Source organism: Pseudosporangium ferrugineum, assembly GCF_003002065.1.
Classification (GTDB): domain Bacteria; phylum Actinomycetota; class Actinomycetes; order Mycobacteriales; family Micromonosporaceae; genus Actinoplanes; species Actinoplanes ferrugineus_A.
This window is the reverse complement of the sequence record NZ_PVZG01000012.1, coordinates 256,031-275,762: the sequence shown is the minus strand read 5'-3', so window position 1 is coordinate 275,762 and position 19,732 is coordinate 256,031. Positions and strand designations below refer to the sequence as shown.

14 protein-coding genes are annotated in these 19,732 nt (G+C 75.1%); 6 read left to right on the top strand and 8 right to left on the bottom strand.

Annotated features, from left to right (window positions below; genetic code table 11):
* On the bottom strand, positions 1-317 hold a 317-nt coding region (locus tag CLV70_RS25115), incomplete at its 3' end, for an AfsR/SARP family transcriptional regulator (RefSeq protein ID WP_146164151.1).
* A gap of 122 nt (positions 318-439) precedes the next feature.
* Here CLV70_RS25115 and CLV70_RS25110 point away from each other — a divergent pair.
* The gene (locus CLV70_RS25110) at positions 440-2,014 is read left to right on the top strand and encodes an FAD-dependent oxidoreductase (protein WP_211303868.1); all 1,575 of its coding nucleotides are present in this window, start codon (positions 440-442) and stop codon (positions 2,012-2,014) included.
* Between the two features lie 32 nt (positions 2,015-2,046).
* Here the strand turns inward: CLV70_RS25110 and CLV70_RS25105 are convergent, their stop codons facing one another.
* Together CLV70_RS25105 and CLV70_RS25100 are read right to left on the bottom strand one after the other, a co-directional pair.
* Positions 2,047-2,397, bottom strand: coding sequence for a transcriptional regulator (locus tag CLV70_RS25105; RefSeq protein ID WP_106129068.1), 351 nt, complete (start codon positions 2,395-2,397; stop codon positions 2,047-2,049).
* Between the two features lie 5 nt (positions 2,398-2,402).
* Positions 2,403-3,083, bottom strand: coding sequence for a hypothetical protein (locus CLV70_RS25100; protein WP_106129037.1), 681 nt, complete (start codon positions 3,081-3,083; stop codon positions 2,403-2,405).
* A gap of 65 nt (positions 3,084-3,148) precedes the next feature.
* On the opposite strand from CLV70_RS25100, the gene CLV70_RS25095 reads away from it, so the two are divergent.
* The 3 genes from CLV70_RS25095 to CLV70_RS25090 all read left to right on the top strand — a co-directional run bounded on the left by CLV70_RS25095 (position 3,149) and on the right by CLV70_RS25090 (position 5,322).
* Positions 3,149-3,616 (top strand): hypothetical protein, encoded by a 468-nt coding sequence (locus CLV70_RS25095; RefSeq protein WP_106129036.1) that lies wholly within the window; start codon positions 3,149-3,151, stop codon positions 3,614-3,616.
* A 123-nt stretch (positions 3,617-3,739) separates the two neighbouring features.
* Positions 3,740-4,174: a hypothetical protein gene (locus CLV70_RS41235; protein WP_245908442.1), complete on the top strand. Its 435-nt coding sequence runs from the start codon at positions 3,740-3,742 to the stop codon at positions 4,172-4,174.
* A gap of 5 nt (positions 4,175-4,179) precedes the next feature.
* Complete coding sequence (locus tag CLV70_RS25090; RefSeq protein WP_245908441.1) at positions 4,180-5,322, top strand: methyl-accepting chemotaxis protein; 1,143 nt, start codon at positions 4,180-4,182, stop codon at positions 5,320-5,322.
* On the opposite strand, the gene CLV70_RS25085 is transcribed toward CLV70_RS25090, so the two are convergent.
* Both CLV70_RS25085 and CLV70_RS25080 read right to left on the bottom strand, forming a co-directional pair.
* Entirely contained in the window at positions 5,312-10,573 is a 5,262-nt protein-coding gene (locus CLV70_RS25085; protein ID WP_158277823.1) for a diguanylate cyclase, read from the bottom strand. The two genes, CLV70_RS25090 and CLV70_RS25085, sit on opposite strands and share 11 nt — an antisense overlap.
* Positions 10,574-10,859: 286 nt before the next feature.
* Positions 10,860-11,708: a LysR family transcriptional regulator gene (locus tag CLV70_RS25080; protein ID WP_106129034.1), complete on the bottom strand. Its 849-nt coding sequence runs from the start codon at positions 11,706-11,708 to the stop codon at positions 10,860-10,862.
* 147 nt (positions 11,709-11,855) lie between these two features.
* Between CLV70_RS25080 and CLV70_RS25075 the strand changes: the two genes are divergently transcribed.
* Positions 11,856-13,640 carry a serine/threonine-protein kinase gene (locus CLV70_RS25075; protein ID WP_106129033.1) on the top strand — a complete coding sequence of 595 codons (1,785 nt, stop codon included), beginning with the start codon at positions 11,856-11,858 and terminating at the stop codon, positions 13,638-13,640.
* 4 nt (positions 13,641-13,644) lie between these two features.
* On the opposite strand, the gene CLV70_RS25070 is transcribed toward CLV70_RS25075, so the two are convergent.
* Both CLV70_RS25070 and CLV70_RS25065 read right to left on the bottom strand, forming a co-directional pair.
* On the bottom strand, positions 13,645-14,664 hold the full coding sequence (locus CLV70_RS25070; protein ID WP_106129032.1) for a synaptic vesicle VAT-1 family membrane protein: 1,020 nt from the start codon (positions 14,662-14,664) through the stop codon (positions 13,645-13,647).
* A 78-nt stretch (positions 14,665-14,742) separates the two neighbouring features.
* Positions 14,743-15,330, bottom strand: coding sequence for a TetR/AcrR family transcriptional regulator (locus tag CLV70_RS25065; protein WP_106129031.1), 588 nt, complete (start codon positions 15,328-15,330; stop codon positions 14,743-14,745).
* A gap of 137 nt (positions 15,331-15,467) precedes the next feature.
* Between CLV70_RS25065 and CLV70_RS25060 the strand changes: the two genes are divergently transcribed.
* Positions 15,468-16,361 (top strand): aldo/keto reductase, encoded by an 894-nt coding sequence (locus CLV70_RS25060; protein ID WP_106129030.1) that lies wholly within the window; start codon positions 15,468-15,470, stop codon positions 16,359-16,361.
* Between the two features lie 12 nt (positions 16,362-16,373).
* On the opposite strand, the gene CLV70_RS25055 is transcribed toward CLV70_RS25060, so the two are convergent.
* Positions 16,374-19,682: a S8 family serine peptidase gene (locus CLV70_RS25055; RefSeq protein WP_146164150.1), complete on the bottom strand. Its 3,309-nt coding sequence runs from the start codon at positions 19,680-19,682 to the stop codon at positions 16,374-16,376.
* Between the last annotated feature and the right edge of the window lie 50 nt (positions 19,683-19,732).

Here is a 19,732-nt window from a genome sequence, read left to right as displayed (position 1 = left end):
AAGCGCAGGGCGTCGACGTCGGCGGGGTCCACGTTCAGCCGGTAGCCGCCCGCGACCTGGGTGACGTCGTCGGCCGAGCCGAGCGCCCGGCGCAGCCGCGAGACCAGGGCCTGCAACGCGTGCGCGGGGTCGGCCGGCGGCTTCTCGGGCCAGATCGCGTCGACCAGCACCGCCGGCTCGACCGGGCGGCCACCGGCGAGCGCGAGCCGCACGAGCAGTCCCTGAAGGCGGGCACCCGCGACGGGTAGGACGGTGTCACCCCGGGACGCGCGGAAGGCGCCGAGCAGCGTGACGCGAAGCGGTGCACCCCCGTCCATCCACCGATCTTCCCGCGGCCACCGCCGGGTGCCCAAATCCGGTCGTGTGAGCGGCGTGTGCGGGCCGTGTGAGCGTCCCGGCCCACTCTGTGGCTGCCCGACACGACCAACGGAGGCAACCGATGACCGAAACGACCCGCGGCCGGGACCGGACCCCGGACGCCGCTCACCCGACCATGTCTGACGTCATCATCGTGGGAGCCGGCCCGGTGGGGATGTTCCTCGCCTGCGAGCTCGCTCTGGCCGGCTGCTCCGTCGTGGTGCTGGAGCGGGATCCGGAACCCCGCTCGGAGTGGACGGCGATGCCGCTGGGCATGCGCGGCCTGTCGCCGGCCTCGGTCGAGGCGTTCTACCGCCGCGGGATGCTGGAGGCGCTGCTCGCGGCGTCCGGGGCCCGGGAGGATCCCGGCGTCAAGCCCGACGTGGCCGAGGCGCCGCCGCCGCGGGCCGTCAGCCACTTCGCCGGCCTGAGTCTCGACGCGGCCGCCATCGACGTCGCCGCGCTGCCCTTCCGGCTGCCGAGCCCGGCGATGGAGGGGCTGATGACCAGCCTCGAGGCGGTCGGGACGGTGCTGTCCGGCCGCGCGGCCCAGCTCGGCGTGCGGATCGTGCGCGGCGCCGAGGTCACGGCCGTCGGCCAGGACGACGGCGGGGTGGTCGTCCGGGCCGGGGAGCAGGAGTACGCGGCGCGCTGGCTGGTCGCCTGCGACGGCGGCCGCAGCACCGTACGGGGGCTCGCGGGCTTCGACTTCACCGGCACCGATCCGCGGCTCACCGGGTACGCCACGCGCGTCACCCTCGACGATCCGGACAAGCTGCGCCTCGGGTTCCACCTGACGCCCACCGGCATGTACGTCCGCACGCCGTTCCCGGGGCACCTGGGCATGATGGACTTCGACGGGGGCGCGTACGACCGGTCGCAGCCGCCGGGCCGCGAGCACCTCCAGGCGGTCCTGCGCCGCGTCTCCGGCACCGACGTGTCGGTCGACGAGGTCCACCTGGCCTCCACCTTCACCGACCGGGCCATGCAGGCGACGACGTACCGCCGGGGACGGGTGCTGCTCGCCGGCGACTCCGCGCACATCCACTCGCCGCTCGGCGGGCAGGGCCTGAACCTGGGCATCGGCGACGCGATGAACCTCGGGTGGAAGCTCGCGGCCACCGTGCGCGGGGACGCGCCGGAGGGGCTGCTGGACACGTACACCGGCGAGCGCCATCCGGTCGGGGCCCGGGTGCTCGACTGGTCCCGGGCGCAGGTGGCGGTGATGCAGCCGGGTCCGCTCGCCCCGGCGTTGCAGGCCCTGATCGGCGAGCTGCTGGGGACCCGGGACGGCACGACCTACGCGTACGAGCGGACGTCGGGCACCGCCGTCCGCTACCCCCTCGGCGGCGAGGACCCGCTGATCGGGCGCAACGCCCCGGACCTGCGCCTGGCGGACGGCCGCGGCGTGGGTGACCTGCTCCGGGCCGGGCAGGGCGTCGCGCTCGACCTCACCGCCGGCGGCACCCTGCACGCCGCGGCGGCGGGCTGGGCGGACCGCGTCCGGTACGCCGCCGGCCCGGCGCGGAACGACCTCGGCCGCGGCGCGGTGCTGATCCGGCCGGACGGAGTGGTCGCGTGGGCCGGCGAGCGCGACCCCGATCCGGCGGCGTTCGCGCGGGCCGCCACCCGGTGGTTCGGGCCCGCGCGCGGGTGACGACCACCCGTCGCACCGGACCGGTGGCGCTGTCACCGGTCCGGTGCGGTGTCCGTGGTCTCGATGCGGCTGATGAGCAGCTTCAACCGGGCGATCTCCGCGGCGAGCGCGGCGTCCCCGGCGGCGGTGAGGGTGATCCACGTGCGCCCGCGGCGGCCCTCATAGCCCTTCTCGACGCCGATCATCCCCGCCGCCTCCAGCACGCTCAGGTGCTTGGAGAGGTTGCCGGCGGTCAGCTGCAACTGGTCGCGCAGGTAGCCGAACTCGACCCGGCGGGCCTCGTGCGCGATGGTGAGGATGCCCAGCCGGACCCGCTGGTGCACGACCTCGTCCAGGCCGGTGACCGGATGGCCGTCGGCCCGCGGCCCGGTGCCGCCGGCCACGGCGGTCACCGCTGCCGCCGGCGGGCCAGCGCGAAGCCGGCCGCGCCCAGCAGCAGGGCGGCGGCGCTGACGATCTGCTGCGGCAGGAAGGCCGCCCGGATCCCCCAGCGGGGCTCGAAGTCCATGCCGAAGGTGACCGGCGCGAGCACCAGCACCAGGTAGCCGGCGGTGAACGCCAGCAGCGGGACGTTGCGTTCCAGCCGGGCCAGCACCAGCAGGGCGACCCCGATCATCCCCCAGGGGGTGAGCAGCCGGTCGAACACGAGCACCCACTCCGGGAACCGTTGCGGGTGACTCGGGAAGTACAGGGCCGCCGCCACCCACGCGGCGGTGAACAGGGCGGTCGTCAGGGCACCGGTGATCGCGTACGGGAGCACGCGCGCACCCAGCCCCCGGGCCCGGGCGGCGCGCACGTACCAGACGGCGATCGCCGCGTACGCCAGCAGCAGCGCGGGCGGCCAGTAGAGCAGCACGCCCCGCCGGGCGAATTCGCAGCCGCCGCCGGGGGCGCAGTGGACCTTCATGCCGTACCAGTCGAACGGCATGCCGGCGAGCGTCACGACGGCCAGGACCAGCAGCGCGAACCAGGTGACGCGCTGATCGCGGCGGACCCGGTGGGCGAGGGTGCGTACGTCCGACAGGAGCCGGCGGGGATCGCCGCCGGCGGGCACCGATTCAGTGGTCATGCCAATAGGTTTCCACAGCAAACCGATTGGCGCCAGTCCTTCGGGAAGTCCGTTAGGGTGTCGCGATGGCCGGCGAGCTCGTCACCGCGATCACTTCCCTGGGCGGCGTGGTGCTCGGTGGTGGTCTCTCGTTCCTGGTGCAGAACAACACCCAGCGCATGAGCGCGCGCATCGAGCAGCGCAAGCAGGACCTCGCCCGGGCCGAGAGCCGCCGCGCCGAGCAGCTCACCCATCTGGAGCGCTTCATCGCGGTGGCCGCCGAGGCGGAGCGCGTCGCGTTCGGGCGGCCCGGCGACTTCGTTCCCGGTGACGCGTGGTCCGCCTCCGCCCAGGAGGTGATGCAGCGGCTCTGGGTCGCCGAACGGATGCTCCAGGTGCTCTATCCGTCCGGCGTGCACACCGCGGCCCGTGCGTATTTCGAGCGGATCAACGGCGCCGTCTGGGAGGGCGTGCCGCAGATCGAGTCGCTCTACGCCGAGCTGGATGTGCTGAGGGGCGCCTTCCTCGCCGCGTCGCGGGCCGCCATCGGCTGAGGCCGCCGCCTGATCGATCATGCATCGATGCCCCGGGCCTCACGGAATCGCGAATCGGCCTCGCGGACGAGGCCGGGTCAACGAGGATTCCCGGAGGAGAGCAACTCATACGGGGGTGTGAGGATGGGCGTGGCGCGGGCGTTCGACAACCGTTCCCTGAGGACGAAGATGAGCGCGGCGATGCTCGCGGCGATCATCAGCGGCCTGGTGGTCGGTGCCGTCGGGATCCAGACGGTGCAGCGGCTGAACCGTGATGCCGAGGCGGCGCAGCGGCATACCGCCGTCGTCGACACGGCGGTGGCCGCGTTCGGCAAGAACATCGAGGCGTACAGCGGCGGCCTGTGGGCGGCGGAGCTCTTCCCCGGGCTCGCCGACGTCATCAAGGACGGGCAGAACGAGAGCCAGCAGGCCATCACCGACGCGCTGAACGGGCTGCGGAAGGCCCTGGCGAGCGACGCGAAGGGCGTCGCGCTCGTGGGCAAGGCCGAGCAGGACTGGAAGGCGTTCGTCGCGTACCTCACCTCGGTGCCGGCCGAGAAGCGTCCGGCCAGGACCTGAACGCGGTGCTGCAGAACTACCAGACCCTCTACGGCGCGCTGGCCGCGGACGAGGCCGGCCTGCGGGAGCGGGCGGCCGCGGCGACCAGCCAGAGCATCCGCACCGCCCAGGACCGGGCGTGCAACGCCATGCTGACCATCGGCGTCCTGCTGACCGCCGGCATCGTCCTGAGCATCCTGATCGGCCTGCGGGTGATGAACGGCATCCGCCGCGCGGTACGCGGCGTCGCCCACCTGGCCGAGGGCCTCACCCGCGGCGACCTGACCCGCACCTCCGGGGTGACCGCCACCGACGAGGTGGGCCGGATGGCCGGCGCGCTCGACGACGCCATCGGCCGGCTGCGCGCCGACATCGTGCAGCTGGCCGGCACCGCCACCACGTTGCAGGGCGCCGCCGGCCAGCTCACCGCCGTGTCCGGCGCGGTCGACGCGGCCGCCTCGGACGCCTCCACCCGGGCCGGCTCGGTGGCGCAGGCGGCCCGGGCGGTGTCCGACAACCTTCAGGTCGTCTCGACCGGCTCCGACGAGGTCGGTGCGTCGATCCGCGAGATCTCGGTCTCCACCAGCGAGGCGTCCGAGGTGGCCGCCAAGGCGGTCGAGGTCGCCACCGCCACCAACACCATCGTCTCCCGGCTGGGCGAGTCGTCCAGCGAGATCGCCACCGTCATCAAGGTGATCACGTCCATCGCGGAGCAGACGAACCTGCTCGCCCTCAACGCGACCATCGAGGCCGCCCGCGCCGGCGAGATGGGCAAGGGCTTCGCGGTGGTGGCCGGAGAGGTCAAGGATCTGGCGCAGGAGACCGCGAAGGCGACGGACGACATCTCCCGCCGGGTGCAGGCCATCCAGGCGGACACCGGCAGCGCGGTGACCGCGATCGCCGAGATCTCGGCGATCATCGAGCGGATCAACGGCATCCAGCTCACCATCGCCTCCGCGGTCGAGGAGCAGACGGCGACCACGGGGGAGATGAACCGTACGCTGACCGGCGCCGCCACCGGCGCGGGCGACATCGCCGCCGGCATCAACGGGGTGTCCGAGGCGGCCCGGCGCACGACCGAGACCGTCGGCGACACCCGCCGGGCGGCCGACGACCTGATCACCGCCGCCCAGCAGCTGCAGACCCTGGTGACCCGCTTCAGCTACTGACCGCCCGGTGCTGCACCACCCGGTCGCGGCCCGCGCGCTTGGCGTCGTAGAGGGCCGCGTCCGCGTTGTTCAGCAGCGTCTGGAGGTCCTCCGTACGATCGTCGGCCACGGCCAGGCCGACACTGATGGTGATCTCCAGCGGCCCGGCCCCGGTGGGTACGGGGGTCTCGGTGACCGCCGCGTGCACCCGGGCCGCCGCGGCCCGCGCCGCTTCCGGCGGGCAGGTCTGCAACAGGATGGCGAACTCCTCGCCCCCGTAGCGGCAGAGCACGTCCGCCTCCCGGCAGGCGCGTTCCAGCCGGTAGGCCACCTCGCGGATCACGTCGTCGCCCACGGCGTGGCCGTACGTGTCGTTGACCCGCTTGAAGTGGTCGATGTCGATCATGGCGACGGCGTGCGGCTCCGGGTTGCGCTGCCGGGCGCTGAGGTAGCGCGTCGCCAGGTGGAAGAAGTGCCGGCGGTTGAACAGGCCGGTGAGCCCGTCGCGGATCGCCAGGTCCTGCGTCTGCCGGAAGAGCAGCGCGTTCTCCAGCGCGATCGTGCCCTGCCCGGCCAGCGCGACCGCCAGGTCCACCTCGGCCTCGGTGTACCGCCGGTCTCCCGCGGCGGCGGCCAGGATGAGGCCCCGGTGCTCGCCGCGGACCGTCAGCGGCAGCGCCAGCCAGGTGAACGTGCCCGGTCCGAGCAGGTCGGGCAGCGGATCGGTGCCGCTGGTGACGTTCGCGGTGGCGAGCAGCGCGGTGAGGCGCGGGTCGGCACCGGTGTCGACCGGCGCGCCGTCCAGCGGGCCGGCACCGACGACCGTGTACTTCTCGGCCTCCGACTGGCGGTGCAGCAGGACGGCCTGATCGACGTTCAACAGTTCCCGTACGGTGCCGAGCAGGGTCGAGGTCACCTGCTCCAGGTCCAGGTCCGCGATCAGCCGGCTCATCGTGCGGTGCAGCGTGCGGGCGGTGTCGCGCTCGCGGCGCGTGGCCTCCACCGCCACCTCCAGCTGCGCCGCCCGCGCGGTCTCCAGGGCGACGGCGACATGGTTGATGATCGCCTGCAGCAGCTCCAGGTCGGCGCCGGCGAACACGCCCTTGGCCACCCGGCTGTCGAGGTAGACCACGCCGAGAGTGCGGCCCTTGAGCAGCAGCGGCGCGACCATGATGCTGCGCAGGCCGTGCGCGACCGTGCTCAGCGAGCCGAGCGCCGCCCCCTCGTCGCTGCCGGTCACCACGAGCGGCGTGCCGGTGGCGTGCACGCGTTCCACGAGGCTGGAGCCGTACCCGGTGAGCTGCTCGATGTCCGCGCCGGCGCTGTCGCGGCCCAGGTACGGCAGCAACTCGTCGGCGTCGTCGGCGGTGAACAGGAAGGCCCGTTCGGCGCCGAGGATGCGGATGATCTCGTCGAGCGCCACCCGGGTGACCTCGGCCGGGTCGAGCACGGTGCTCGCCGCCACGCTGACCTCGCGCAGCGCGTCGAACCGGCGCTGGGTCAGGTCGCCCCGGCCGACGACGGCCGACGAGGTCTGGTGGGTGGAGGGACCGGCGGAGACGTCGAACTCGGCGCGGATCCACCGGGCGCGCACCGGCCAGCCGTGATCCGTGGCGATCATCAGGGCGGTACGGGCGTGCCGGGACGCCGGGCCCGGCCGGTCGAGGGCGCGGCAGGCCCGCGCCCGGACGCGGGCGATCTCGTACTCCAGCACGGGCATGTCCAGGTCCGCGGCGGCGTCGTCCAGGCGGGCGAGCCCGGCCAGCGCTGCCTTGTCGTCGCCGCACAGCTGTCGCAGGCTCGCCCGGGCGACCCCGTGCGCGGCCTTCAGGACCGGCCCGTTGGCGGCGTGGCCCAGGGCCGCCACGGCCTTCCCGGCCTGCTCGAGCGCCTCGCCGCGCGCGTCCGCCGGAAGTGCGGCGGCGCGCGCCAGCCGCCCGAACGCCCGGACCATCCAGGCGCAGCGGATCGGGCCGACGGCCGACCGTACCGTGATGCCGGTGGCGTGGAAGGCCGCGACGGCCTTGTCGAACTCCTCGCCGTGCTCGTTCTGCTCCAGCAGCACGAACATGGCGGCGGCGGCGACGCTGACGCGCAGCATGGCGTTGCCGGGATTGGCGTCCACCTGCGCGCGCATCTCCGCCAGCCGGGACGCCGCCTCCGCCGGCCGGCCGGCCAGGGCCGCGATGACGGCGTCGGCGACGCCGGCGAAGCTGTCGGTGAGCAGGCCGCTGCCGGCACCCACCTCCCGGGCGCGTTGCTGCCATTCCGTCGCCCGGCGCAGGTCACCCCGGTACGTCGAGTACACCTGGAGCAGCCCCGCCGCGGCGAAGTACGGTCCCGCGTCCAGCCACTGCCCCTCGGTGCGCAGCATCCGCTCGAGGTAGTCGCCGGTGGTCGCGGACATCGGCTGCATGGCGTCGTAGTAGATGCTCTGGTTCATCCGCATCTGCGCGATGAGCCGTGGGTCGCCCAGCGGTACGGCCGCCGCGATGGCCCGTTCCATCCGGCGGTCCGCCTGGCGCAGGCGCCCCATCAGGGCCTCCAGCGTGCCGAGCGTGGTCTGCGCCAGCAGGTACTCCGGGCCGTCCGCCAGCCGTTGCGCCAGCGGCAGGGTGCGCAACGCCAGGGCGCCCGTCGCCGGCACCCGCAGGGCGACGTTGGCGGCGGCGGCGCACGCATCCACCAGCACGAGGCGGCGGCGCAGGCGCTCGGCCTCCTCGCCGGACGCCACGCGCAGCCGGGCCGGCAGGGCGCTCAGCGCCAGTCCCCAGCCGACCTGGCCGATCGTGGAGAGGATCCACTGCCGGGGACGCTCCGGTAGCGGGTGGCCGAGCTCCGCGAGTCCATGCCCGGCGGCGGTGAACGCGTCGTGGCCCTGCAACCGCATCATGTACGTGCGGGCGAGATGCGTGTGGATCAGCGCCCGGCGCAGCTCGTCGGTCTCCGCCTCCAGCGCGGCGTGCAGCTCGGCCACCGCGAGGGGGTAGTCGCCCGTGGTGGACGCGGCCTGGCCGAGGTCGGCGTGGAACCGGGTGTCCAGCGCGACGCCGTGCTCGGCGGCCACCCGGGCCGCGGCGGTCAGCAGGTCGAGCGCCATGGTCGGGGCCTGCTGGCGCAGCGCGAGACGGCCGGCGGCCACGGCGGCGGCCACCGCCCGGTCCGGGGTGTCACCGACCCGGCCCCGGAGATAGTGCCGGGCGATCTCGTACGCGGCCGTGCCGTCGCCGCCGCCGAGCCGCCCCCACTGCTCGGCGATCCGCTGGTGGGTGTCCCGCCGCGCCGCCTCGTCCAGGCCGCCGAGCAGCGCCTCCCGGACCCGATCGTGCACGAAGAGATACCCGCCCCCCGGCGCCATCTCGATCAGGTGCCGGGACACGGCCTCGGCGAGCAGCCCGCGGGCGTCCTCCACGTCCAGCCCGGCCGCCGCGGCCACCAGCGGCAGCGGGAACCGTACGCCGACCGCGGCCGCGACGGTCAGCACCTCCCGCGCCCGCGGGCCGACGCTGTCGATGCGCCGCAGGACCAGGTCCATCACCTCGGCGGCGAGCGGGATCGCGGCCAGGCCCGACTCCTCCAGCACCCAGCCACCCCAGGACGGGCGCAGCAGGCCCGCGTCGATGACGGCGTGCAGGTACTCCAGGGCCGCGAGCGGGTTCCCGCCGCCCCGGCCGGCGAGCCGGGCCAGCAGCGCGGCCGGCGGCGCCGACGCGCCCAGCTCGGCGGTGAGCAGGGCGGCGATCGCGGCCTCGTCCAGCGGCGCGAGGCTGATCCGTACGTCGAGCGCCCCGCCCATGTCGGCCTCGAACGCCGCCACCGCCGCCCGGCAGTCCTCGTCGTCGCGGGCGGTCGCCACCAGCAGCAGCGGTACGTCCGACGCCACGGCGGCCAGGCGGCGCAACACCTGCCGGGAACCCGGGTCGCACCACTGCACGTCGTCCAGGTGCAGCAGCAGGCCGTTCTCCGTACGCGCGAGCCCGGTCAGGAACGCGGTCACGGCCTCGGCCAGCTGGGTCTCGTAGTCGCCGCCCGGCAGATCGGCCGCGTCGACCATCGTCGCGAGGGTCGGCGACACCGCCCGCAGCAGGGCGGCCGTCGGCGCCACGAGCTCGCGCAGCCGCCGCCGCGCCGCCTCGCCCTCGGGCCCACCGCGGGACCGCGCGCGGCGGGCGTACCCCTCGATCATGTCCCGCAGCGCGGCCAGCGGCACCGAGCCCTCCGCGACCGCCTTGCCGTGCAGGGTCACGCCGTGCCCGGCCCGTACGGTCGCCGCCAGCTCGCGGACCAGCCGGCCGCGGCCACCGCCCGCGGGGCCGGAGACCAGCGCCATGCCGCCGTAGCCCGCCGCCGCCCGCCGCCAGCGGGCCGCCAGCTGGGCCGCCTCGGCGGCGCGGCCGATGAGCGACCGGGACCCGGGCATCTCCCGCGCGGCGCCGGCGGTGTCGAGCGGAAACGGCTCGTGCTCGCCCGCCCTGATCCGCTCGAGGTCGGCGCTCAGGCCCTGGGCGCTCTGGTAGCGGTCGTCGGGGTCCTTCGCCAGCAGCCGGGCCACCACCCGGGCCAGGGCCGGTGGAGTGCCCGGCGCCACCGAGGCCAGGTCGGGCGCGGGCACGGCCAGGTGCATGCGGACGAGCTCGGCGACGTCCGGCGCGGTGAACGGCGGTACGCCCGTCACGCACTCGAACAGCACGACGCCCAGCGCGTAGAGGTCGGCCCGGGCGTCGACCATCCGCCGCAGCGCGCCGGTCTGCTCGGGCGCGGCGTAGAGGAACGTGCCGACCGCGGCGTCCTCGTCCTGGTCGCCGGCGCGGGTGGCGAGGCCGAAGTCGAGCAGGCGGGCGTACCCGGCGGTGGTGACCATGATGTTGTCGGGCTTGAGGTCGCGGTGCACCAGGCCGGCGCTGTGGGCGCTGGTCAATGCGTCGGCGAGCTCGGCGCCGAGCCCGGCGGCCCGGTCGGCCGGGAGCGGGCCCCCGGCCAGGATCTCGGTGAGGGTCTGCCCGTGCACCAGGTCCATGACCAGGTGCGGCCGGCCGTCGACGGTGGCGACCTCGTGGATCTTCACCAGGCCCGGGTGGTCCAGGCAGGCGAGCAGCGTGGCCTCGCGGCACAGCGCGGCCGTGCGGCCGGCCCCGGCCGGCCCGGTCAGGACCTTCACGGCATAGTGCTCGCCCGTACGCCCGGGGCCGGCCGTCCTGCGGGCCTCGTACACCACGCTGCCGGCGCCGCGGCCGAGCTCCCGGACCGGCTCCAGGCCGGGCAGACGCTGCATACCCTCCCGGTCGGCAGTTCGCCCGGCGAACTGAGCCACCATGATCAGCGCGGCGGCCCGACCCCTGCTCGCCCTCCCGCCATCGCGTCCGCGCGGCCTGCTCGGCGGCGTTCTCCGTCCCTGCGGCCTTCTGCGTGCGGCGGCGTTGTCCGTCCCGGCGGCCTTCTGCGTGCGGGCGACGTTGTCCGTTTCGGCGGTGTTCCGGCCTCGGCGGCGTTTTTCGGCCCGGCGGCGTTTTTCGGCCCGGCGGCGTTCTCCGGCTCGGCGGCGTTCTCCGGCCCGCGGGTCAGAGGCTGGCGGCCGTGCGGACGAGGGCGGCGACCGCCTGCGAGCGGCTGTGTGCCGGCCAGGCGAGCACGGTGGTGACGTGCGGTGCGTCCGTGAGCGGCACCGCCTTGTGGGCGCTCCACAGCCATGCCCGGGCCGAGGCGCAGATGACGGCCGAGGTGTGGCCGAGCGCGATCAGCTGGGCCAGCTGGGACAGGTCCTGGATCTCCGGGCCGGGGCCGGGCTCGTACGTGCCGTCCTGGCGGGGCCAGCGGGCGACCGGCAGATCGGGCACGTCGGCGATGTCGGCCGTGGTCAGCGACGGACGATCGGCGAGCGGATGCGCGGCGGGCACGATGACGACCTGCTGCTCGGTCAGCAGATCCTCGGTGTCGAAGCCGGCGAGGGCGTCGAACGGCCGCTGCATGAACGCCACGTCGGCGCGGCCGTCGCGCAGCATCCGCGCCTGGTCGCCCATGCCGCACAGCACCACGTCGATCTCGGCCGAGCCGGGTTCGGCGGCGTGCGCGTCGAGGAGCTTGCGCAGCAGCTCGTGGTTCGCGCCGGCCTTCGTGGCCAGCGTCAGGCGGTTCGTGGAGGCCGCCGCGCGGCGGGTGCGGCGAGCGGCCGCCTCGGCGCTGTCCAGCAGGGCGCGGGCCTCGTCGAACAGCACCCGGCCGGCGTGGGTCAGGGTGACCCCGCGGCGGTCGCGGTCCAGCAGGGTGACGCCGAGGCGCCGTTCGAGCTGCTGGATGGCGCGGGACAGCGGCGGCTGGGCGATACCGAGCCGCCCGGCGGCCCGGCTGAAGTGCAGTTCCTCGGCCACGGTGACGAAGTACCGCAGCTCACGGGTCTCGAGCGTGTCCACCGGACAACGATACTGCGGTGATACCGCCGCGGTATGACAGCGCCGCGAACGGCGGTCGGCCGAGTGCCGGCCGAGTGCCGGGCGGGAGTGCCGGAGGGCGGCCGGCCGAGGGCGCCGGGCGGGGGGTCGAGCGGGTAGATTGCGGGGATGGCGGAGGGGGCGGCCCGGGTGATCGCGGGTCGTTACCGTCTGACCGGGCCGCTCGGGCGCGGCGGGATGGGCGTGGTGTGGCGCGCGCACGATGTTCTGCTCGGGCGGGACGTCGCCATCAAGGAGATTCACGGACCGTACGCCGGGGATGTCGATCTCGTGGTGCGCCGGGCGTTGCGTGAGGCGCAGGCAGCCGCCCGGTTGCGGCACCGGGGCATTGTGACCGTCCACGATGTCGTCACGTCGCAGGGGCGGCCCTGGATCGTGATGGAGCTGATCCGCGGCCGGTCGCTGGATCAGGTCATCGCCGCGGACGGGCCGCTGCCGCCGGCCTCCGCCGCCGCGGTGGCGCTCGAGGTGCTCGACGCGCTGGAAGCCGCGCACGGCCAGGGAATTCTGCACCGCGATGTGAAACCGGCGAACATCCTGCTGGCCGGCGACCGGGCGGTGCTGACCGACTTCGGGATCGCGGCCATCGACGGCGCCACCGGGCTGACCGGCACGGGACTGATCATCGGGTCGCCGGAATATCTGGCGCCGGAGCGGATCAGCGGGCTCCCCGCCACGGCGGCGGCCGACCTGTGGGGGCTGGGCGTCACGCTGTACGCGGCGCTGACCGGGCGGTCGCCGTTCCACCGCGAGGATACCCGGACCACACTGGCGGCGGTGCTCGCCAGCGATCCGGTGCGGGTGGACAGTCCGATGTGGCCGGCCGTGCGAGGGCTGCTGGAGAAGGACCCGGAGCGGCGGCTCACCGGGCCCGACGTGATGCCGATGCTGACGGTCCTGGCGGAGACCCCGCTGCCCGGGCGGCCGAAGACGTTCCTGCCCGGCCGCGCCCGCCCCGACGACGTGTCCCCGCCCCCGGCACCCCAGCCGGAGAGGCGGGAGAGGCGGGAGAGGCCGGAGCCGGAGAGGCCGGAGCCGGAGCCGGAGAAGCCGGAGCCGGGGCCTGAGCCGGAGAAGTCGCCGGCCCCCGCCCCGCCCGCGAAGCCGGTGCCGACGCCGGCCGTAACGCCGGCACCGGCACCGCCCGTGGAGCCGGCCCGGGCGAAGCCGGCGCGGAGCCCGGCGCCGCGGCCGGTCGTCACCAGGCTCGACACCGCGCCCGTCCGCCGCAAACCGCTCGGGATCAGGATCGCCGAGGTCCTCGTCGCCCCCGTTCTCGCGATCGTGCTGCTGGGCGTGGCGGTGTGGCTGGGCGAGCGCCGCTCCGACACCCCGGCCGCCGGTGATCCGCCCGTGTCCGCCGGTTCGTCGGCCGGCCGGGCGAATCCCGTCGTGGCCCCGTCGAAGCCGTGGTCGCCGCCGCCACCGCCGCGCGGCTACGAGACCGTCACGGGGGAGGGCTTCAGCCTGGCCGTACCGAAGGAATGGGCGAATTCTTATCCGCCCGGGTGGCAGGCGCCCGGCGGCCGGCTCGCGAACCCCCTCGTCAAGGTGGAGGTCAACTACGGGCCGCGGAAGAAGGGGTCCACGGCACGGTCCCTGCTGGCCGACGACGGGGACGAGCGGCCCGTACGCAAGACGGACCTGCCGGTGATCGCGGGCGCCGGGAGCGTGAGCGAGGCCGAGTACGTGACCACCCTGCCGAAGTATCCGATCTGGGGGCATCGGCGCGAGATCCACCGGATCGTGCTGACCGCCGCCGGCACCGCTTCGTACACGATCGTCGTGCGGGTGTGGTCGAACACCTCGTCGGGCCTGCGGAGGGACTGGGCGAAGTACCGGCCCGTGCTGGTGAAGATCCTGGACAGCTTCCGGATCAGGCCGGCGGCGTGACCGGTCAGGGCACCAGCACGACCTTGCCGACGTTGCGGCGCTCGCCGATCCGGCGGTGGGCCGCCGCCGCCTCCTCGAACGGGAAGACCGCGTCGACGCGCGGCCGCACCGCGCCCGCGCGCCACAGCTCCAGCACGGCCTCGAGCTCCTCGCGCAGCAGGTCCGCGCGGTTCCAGAGGTGGCCGAGGTTGACCCCGCTGACCGTGTGGTTGCGGTCCATCAGCCCGTACGGGGTCAGCAGCGGCACCCTCGCGAGCTGGCTGGCCATCCGCCGCAGGCTGCGCCGCTCGCCGGTGCTGAGGTTCGCGAAGCCGTACGCGACGAGCTGACCGACCGGCCGCAGCAGCCTGAGGCCGCGCCGCCAGTCGCGACCGCCGAGCGGGTCCAGGACGAGATCGGCGCCCTCGCCGCCGGTGAGTTCGCGGATCCGGGCCACGTAGTCCTCGGTGCGGTAGTCGATCGGGTGGGTGCAGCCCTCCTCGCGCAGCACCTCGTGCTTGGCCGCGGACGCCGTGCCGAACGTGACGACGCCCGGCACCGTGCGGCACAGTTGCAGCACCGCGATGCCGACGCCTCCGGCGGCCATGTGCACGACCACGCGGGCCCCCGGGCGCAGGTTCGCCACCCGGAACAGCATGTGGTACGCCGTCAGGTAGTTGACCGGCAGCGCGGCCCCGTCGGTGAACGTGAGGTCGTCGGGCATCGGCACGACCCGTTCGACCGGCGCGCAGACCGCCTCGGCATGTCCCCCGAAGCGCACCAGCGCCTGCACCCGCTGTCCCACCTCGACGCCCGTGACGCCCGCGCCGAGGGTGTCGACGACGCCGGCCACCTCGTAGCCCACGACGCACGGCGGCTCCGGCGCGTCCGGGTAGAGGCCCTGCCGCGCCATGACCTCGGCGAAGTTCAGGCCGGCGGCGCGCACCGCGATGCGTACCTCGCCGGGGGCGGGCTGCGGGCCGGGGCTTTCGCGTACGGCCAGCACCTCGGTGCCCCCGGCCCTGGTGATCCACACGGCGCGCATCGATGCTCCGTTCCTGGGCGACCCCTTGGACAGCAGGCTAGTAGGCCGGCTCGCTCGCGTCGCCGCCCGCGGTGAGCGTCAGCGGGCGCGCAGCCCGTCGAGGACGAGCGAGAGGACGCCGTCGGATTCCGCCTCGATGGCGGGGGAGCTCCACTCGGCGGCGTGCGAGGGATCCACGAAGCGGGTGACCGCGTGGAAGACGTCGCGGGCGAGCAGCGCGGGGTCGCCGGGCGCGAAGTCGCCGCCGGCCATGCCGTCGGCGACGATCGCGCGGATGAGGTCGAGGAGGGCGGCGACGTGGGCGGCGGAGACGGCGCTGTGCTCGGCGGCCAGGACCCGGAAGGTGGCGAACAGCTCCGGGTCCTCCCTGGCCTTGCGCCATTTGACGGCGAACATGGTGGTCAGCAGCCGGCGGAGGCGGTCGGGCGGTGCCAGGCCGGGCTCGCGGGTGGCCGCGACGAGGTCGCCGCGCACCCCGTCGAGCCAGCGCCGGATGACCGCCTCGCGCAGCGCCTGCTTGGACGCGAAGTGCCGGTACACGCTGCCGTGGCTGACGCCGAGCGCCCGCGCCACGTCGAGCACGGTGGCCTTGCCGGGGCCGTGGCGGCGCAGCACGTCCTCGGTGGCCGACACGATCGTGGCCGCGTCGAGTGGCTCTGCGCGCATGGATCTCCTCACCGGTCCGACAGTTTCCCCAGTATGTCAGCCCGATCGGGCAGACTCCGGCTGACAATATTTGAAATCTGTCATCTAGAACTTGTACGGTGGCCGCACCCGTCAGCACCCGCCCGAGGAGCTCCGCGATGACCGTCCCGACCGCCCCGTTCGCCGGCCGTACCGTCTTCCGGGCCGGCTTCGGCGCGCTGCAGCTCGAACGGCTGAGCGACCGCCGCGCCGACGCCGTCGCCCTGCTGCGCCGCGCGGTCGAGCTCGGCGTCGACCACGTCGACACCGCCGAGTTCTACGGCTTCCGCTTCGCCAACGAGGTGATCCGCGAGGCGCTGCGGCCCGGGGACGGCGTGCTGGTCGTCACGAAGGTCGGCGCCGACCCGGTCGAGGGCGGGCGCCCGCCGCTGCGGCTGGCGCAGCGGCCGGAGGAACTGCGCGCCAGCGTCGAGGACAACCTGCGCAGCCTCGGCACCGAGCGGCTCGACGTCGTCAACCTGCGCCGCGCCGACACCGGTCCGGGCGTACGGGCCGAGGGCGACCAGGCGGTGGACCTCGACGACCAGCTCGCGACCATGACCGCCCTGCGCGACGAGGGCAAGATCGGCGCCATCGGCCTGAGCAGCGTCACCATCGACGGCCTCCGGCGGGCCCTGCCCGCGGGCATCGTCTGCGTGCAGAACGCGTACAGCGTCGTGTCCCGCGACGACGAGGGCATGCTGCGGCTGTGCGCGGCCGAGGGCATCGCCTGGGTGCCGTTCTTCCCGCTCGGCGGCGCGTTCCCCGGCCTGCCCAAGGCGACCGACGAGCCGGTGGTGCGCGAGGTGGCCGCCGCGCTGGACGTGACCCCCGCCCAGGTGGGCCTCGCCTGGCTGCTGCACCACGCGCCGAACGTGCTGCTCATCCCCGGCACCGCCGACCCGGACCACCTGGCGGCGAACGTGGCCGCCGCCCGGATCACCCTCGACGCGGCGACGCTCGCCTCCCTCGACGCCATCGAGTCGCGCTCCAGCGACATCGCCCTCGGATAGCCGGCGGGAGCCTCAGTACCGGAAGGCGTTCATCACGGTCTGCTCGACCACCCCGCCGTCCTCGCCGGTCGCCGTGCTGCGGAGGGAGACCGTGCCGCTGCCCGCCGGCCGCGTGATCAGCGCGGTGCCGGTGCCCCGGCTCTGCTCCACCGCCTGCCGCGCCCAGGTGCGCCCGCCGTCGTACGAGAGGTCCAGCGTCACGTCCCGGATCGGCGCGGCGGCCGAACCCGGCTGGCGCTCGGCACCGAACGCCAGCGTGTAGCGGTCCTCGCCGAGCACCCTGTTGCGGTCGTCCACCTGCGGCCGGAACCGCAGCATCGACAGAGGCAGGGGCTCCGCCGAGCCGGTCCGCGCCGAGGCGAACGTCCAGGTGATCATGTTCTGGGTGGCGAGCCCCACGGCCGGGCGCCGGCCGGTGTTGACCATCAGCCGGTAGGTGGCCGCCGCGGCCGGGACGGTGGCGTCCAGGGCGAGGTACGACTGAGCCGTGACGGTCTCGCCGTTGCGTTCCAGGCGTACGGCGGTGCCGACGGTGATCGCGCTGCCGTAGCGGCCCTGGTCGTCGCTGTACATGGTGGGGGCGCCGACGATCCGGTCGCCGTCGCGCACCAGCGTGCCGGAGCCCGGGGTGAAGGCGGGCCCGAAGACGGCGCGGTTCCACCGCTGGGTGTACTCCTCGCCGGCCCGGAACGTGCGGGGCTCCGCGACGACGCTGTTCGCGTACGTGGGCACGCCCGGCGGGAAGTCGGCAATCCCGAGCGCGTTGTGCCAGAACTGGGTCTCCCAGCGGACGCCCGGTTCGCCGGTGAAGTAGTCGGTGCGGCTGCCGGGCAGCGCGGACTCGACGCCGGTGGCGAAGTCGTCCGGCCCGTGGTCCGGCCAGTACGGCGTGTGGAACACGTCGCCGGTCGAGCCGTCCACCGCGGACGCCATCTCCTGCCGTACGGCGGCGGCCCCGGCCGTGCCGACCGTCCGCGACCAGCCGTCCAGCACCCCCGGCTCGGCGAGCGCCACGTTCAGCGTCCACGGGCTGCCGGTGCCGTGGCCGTCGCTGCCGGGCTCGGCGAAGCCCGCGCTGATCCGCGACTCGACGTGGTCCTCGGCGCCCTTGCCCACGCGGGCGCTGAACACCTCGCCGAAGGGGCCGCCGATCCCGTACGCGAGCAGCGCCCCCGCCCCGACCGTCGCGGCCACGTTGAGATAGCCGCCGATCTGCACGGCACCCGGGCGGTCGTTGGTGAGCGCGACCGCCTTGCCGAGCCGGGCGTCCATGGTGAGGTCGGCGTCCTCGCGCAGATCGAGCTCCGGGTCGGTGAGCATGGTGACGGTACGCCCGGTCCCGGCGAGCGTCATGACCGTCGACGACACCAGGTACCGGCCGGCGGGCAGTCGCAGCTCCAGCTTGCCGCCGCTGAGCTGGTCGGTGCGCCGCACGATGCGGTTGTCGAGCCCCGCCACGACGACGCGGGCGATGGAGGTGGGCGCGCCGTCGCGGTCGAGGTGGCGCAGGGTCAGGCGGACGGACGGCTCGCGGTCGAGGCCGATCGGCGTCCGCACGCCGACCCCGTCGCCCGTGGCGGTCAGCACGCCGCCGAACGTGCCGGGCCGGGTCGCCGTACGCGCGTCCACGACGACGTCCACCGCGGCCGAGCCGCCGGCCGGCACGGTGACCGAGTCCGCGCCCAGCCGGAACATGCCCTCGGGCGCCGGCCCGTCCAGCGCGGTACGCCCGGCGAGGCTGAGCGCGAGGGTCACGTCGGCCGGGCCGTCGTTGCGGTAGGTGACCGTCCGGGTCGCCTCCGCGCCGTCCGGCGTCACGTCGTCCACCTGCACGGTCGCCGGCGACGTCGTGACCGTCTGCGTGACGGCGCGGCCCACGTCGAGCCGCCCGGCCCCGGCCCGGTACGCCGACACCTCGGGCGCCGTGGGGTGCGCGGAGCCGGTCAGCGCCGCCCTGAGCTGCTCCGCCGTCCACTCCGGATGCTGCTGGGCGAGGATCGCGGCGGCGCCGGCGACGTGCGGTGCGGCCATCGAGGTGCCGCTCAGGGCGACGTACCCGCTGCCGCTGTCCACGCTCGCGGCCGCCGCCGCGGTGATGTCGCTGCCCGGCGCGGCGATCTCGGGCTTGAACACCCCGGCGTCGGCGCGCGGCCCGCCGCTGGAGTAGTCGGCGACGACGTCCTTCTTGGTCGTCGCCGCGACCGCGAGCGCCGCGTCCGCGCTGGCCGGCGACTCGACCGCGCCGTTCGCGCCGCCGTTGCCCGCGGCGACGACGAACAGCGTGCCGTACTCGCGGCTCAGCGTGTCGACGGCCTGCTCGAGCGGGTCGGTGCCGGGCTCGTCGGGGGCGCCGATGCTGATGTTGACCACCCGCAGCCGCAGGTCGGCCGCCATCCACCGCATCGCCTCCAGCATGGCGGACTCGGGGCAGAACCGGTCGGGGCACACCTTGCCGCTGAAGACCCGGGCCCCGGGCGCGATCCCCCGGTAGCGCCCCTCCGAACGCTGCCCGCCGCCGGCGATGGTGGACGCGACGTGCGTGCCGTGGCCGGTGGCGTCCGTCAGGCCCGTACCGGTGAAGTCGCGCTGCTCGACCCGGCCGGCCAGGTCGGGATGGGCGGTGTCCACGCCGCCGTCGATCACGCCGACCGGCACGCCCGCGCCGGTCAGCCCGGCGGCCCACGCGGCGGGCGCGCCGACCAGCGCGGCGCTCTCGTCCAGCCGCAGCTCGCGCTTGCCGTCGAGCCAGACCTTGGCGACCTCGGACCGCAGCGTACGGGTGCCGCCCGCGGCCGGAGCGGTGAGCGCCTCCCACAGCGCGGCGGCCCGGCCCCGGCGCTGCTCGACGGCGAGCCCGTCGACGGCCGCCAGATCCTTGACCACCGTGGCGTCCGCGGCGGCGGCCCGGGAGCGCACCGCCCGCTCGCCGCGGTCGCCGCCGGCGTACTCGACGATCAGCGGCGGGCCCGCCCGGCCGTCGTCGTAGCCCGCGTCGAGCAGCGTGGTGATGTCGAACAGCCGGGGGTCCAGCCTCCCGGCGCCGAGCAGCGGCAGGGCGTCGGCGGGCACGACCTCGAGCCGGCCGCCGTAGCGCCGGGTCAGGAAGGGCACGTCCGCGCGGCCGGGGGAGGGCAGCCGGACGACGCCGTGGCCGTCCGGCCGGACCGCGAGCCGGTCACCGGTGATCAGGGTGACGACGCGGGCGCCGGCCGGGGTTCGCACCGGGCCGTCCGGGACGGCGGCGGCGGGGGACGAGGGCGCCACCGCCAGGGCGGCGGCGAGGGGGAGCAGGCACGCGGCGGCTCGGGTACGCAGAAGCACGGCCGTCACTATAGGGGATTGTTAGGAGCTTTAACAGATTCGTATCTGTC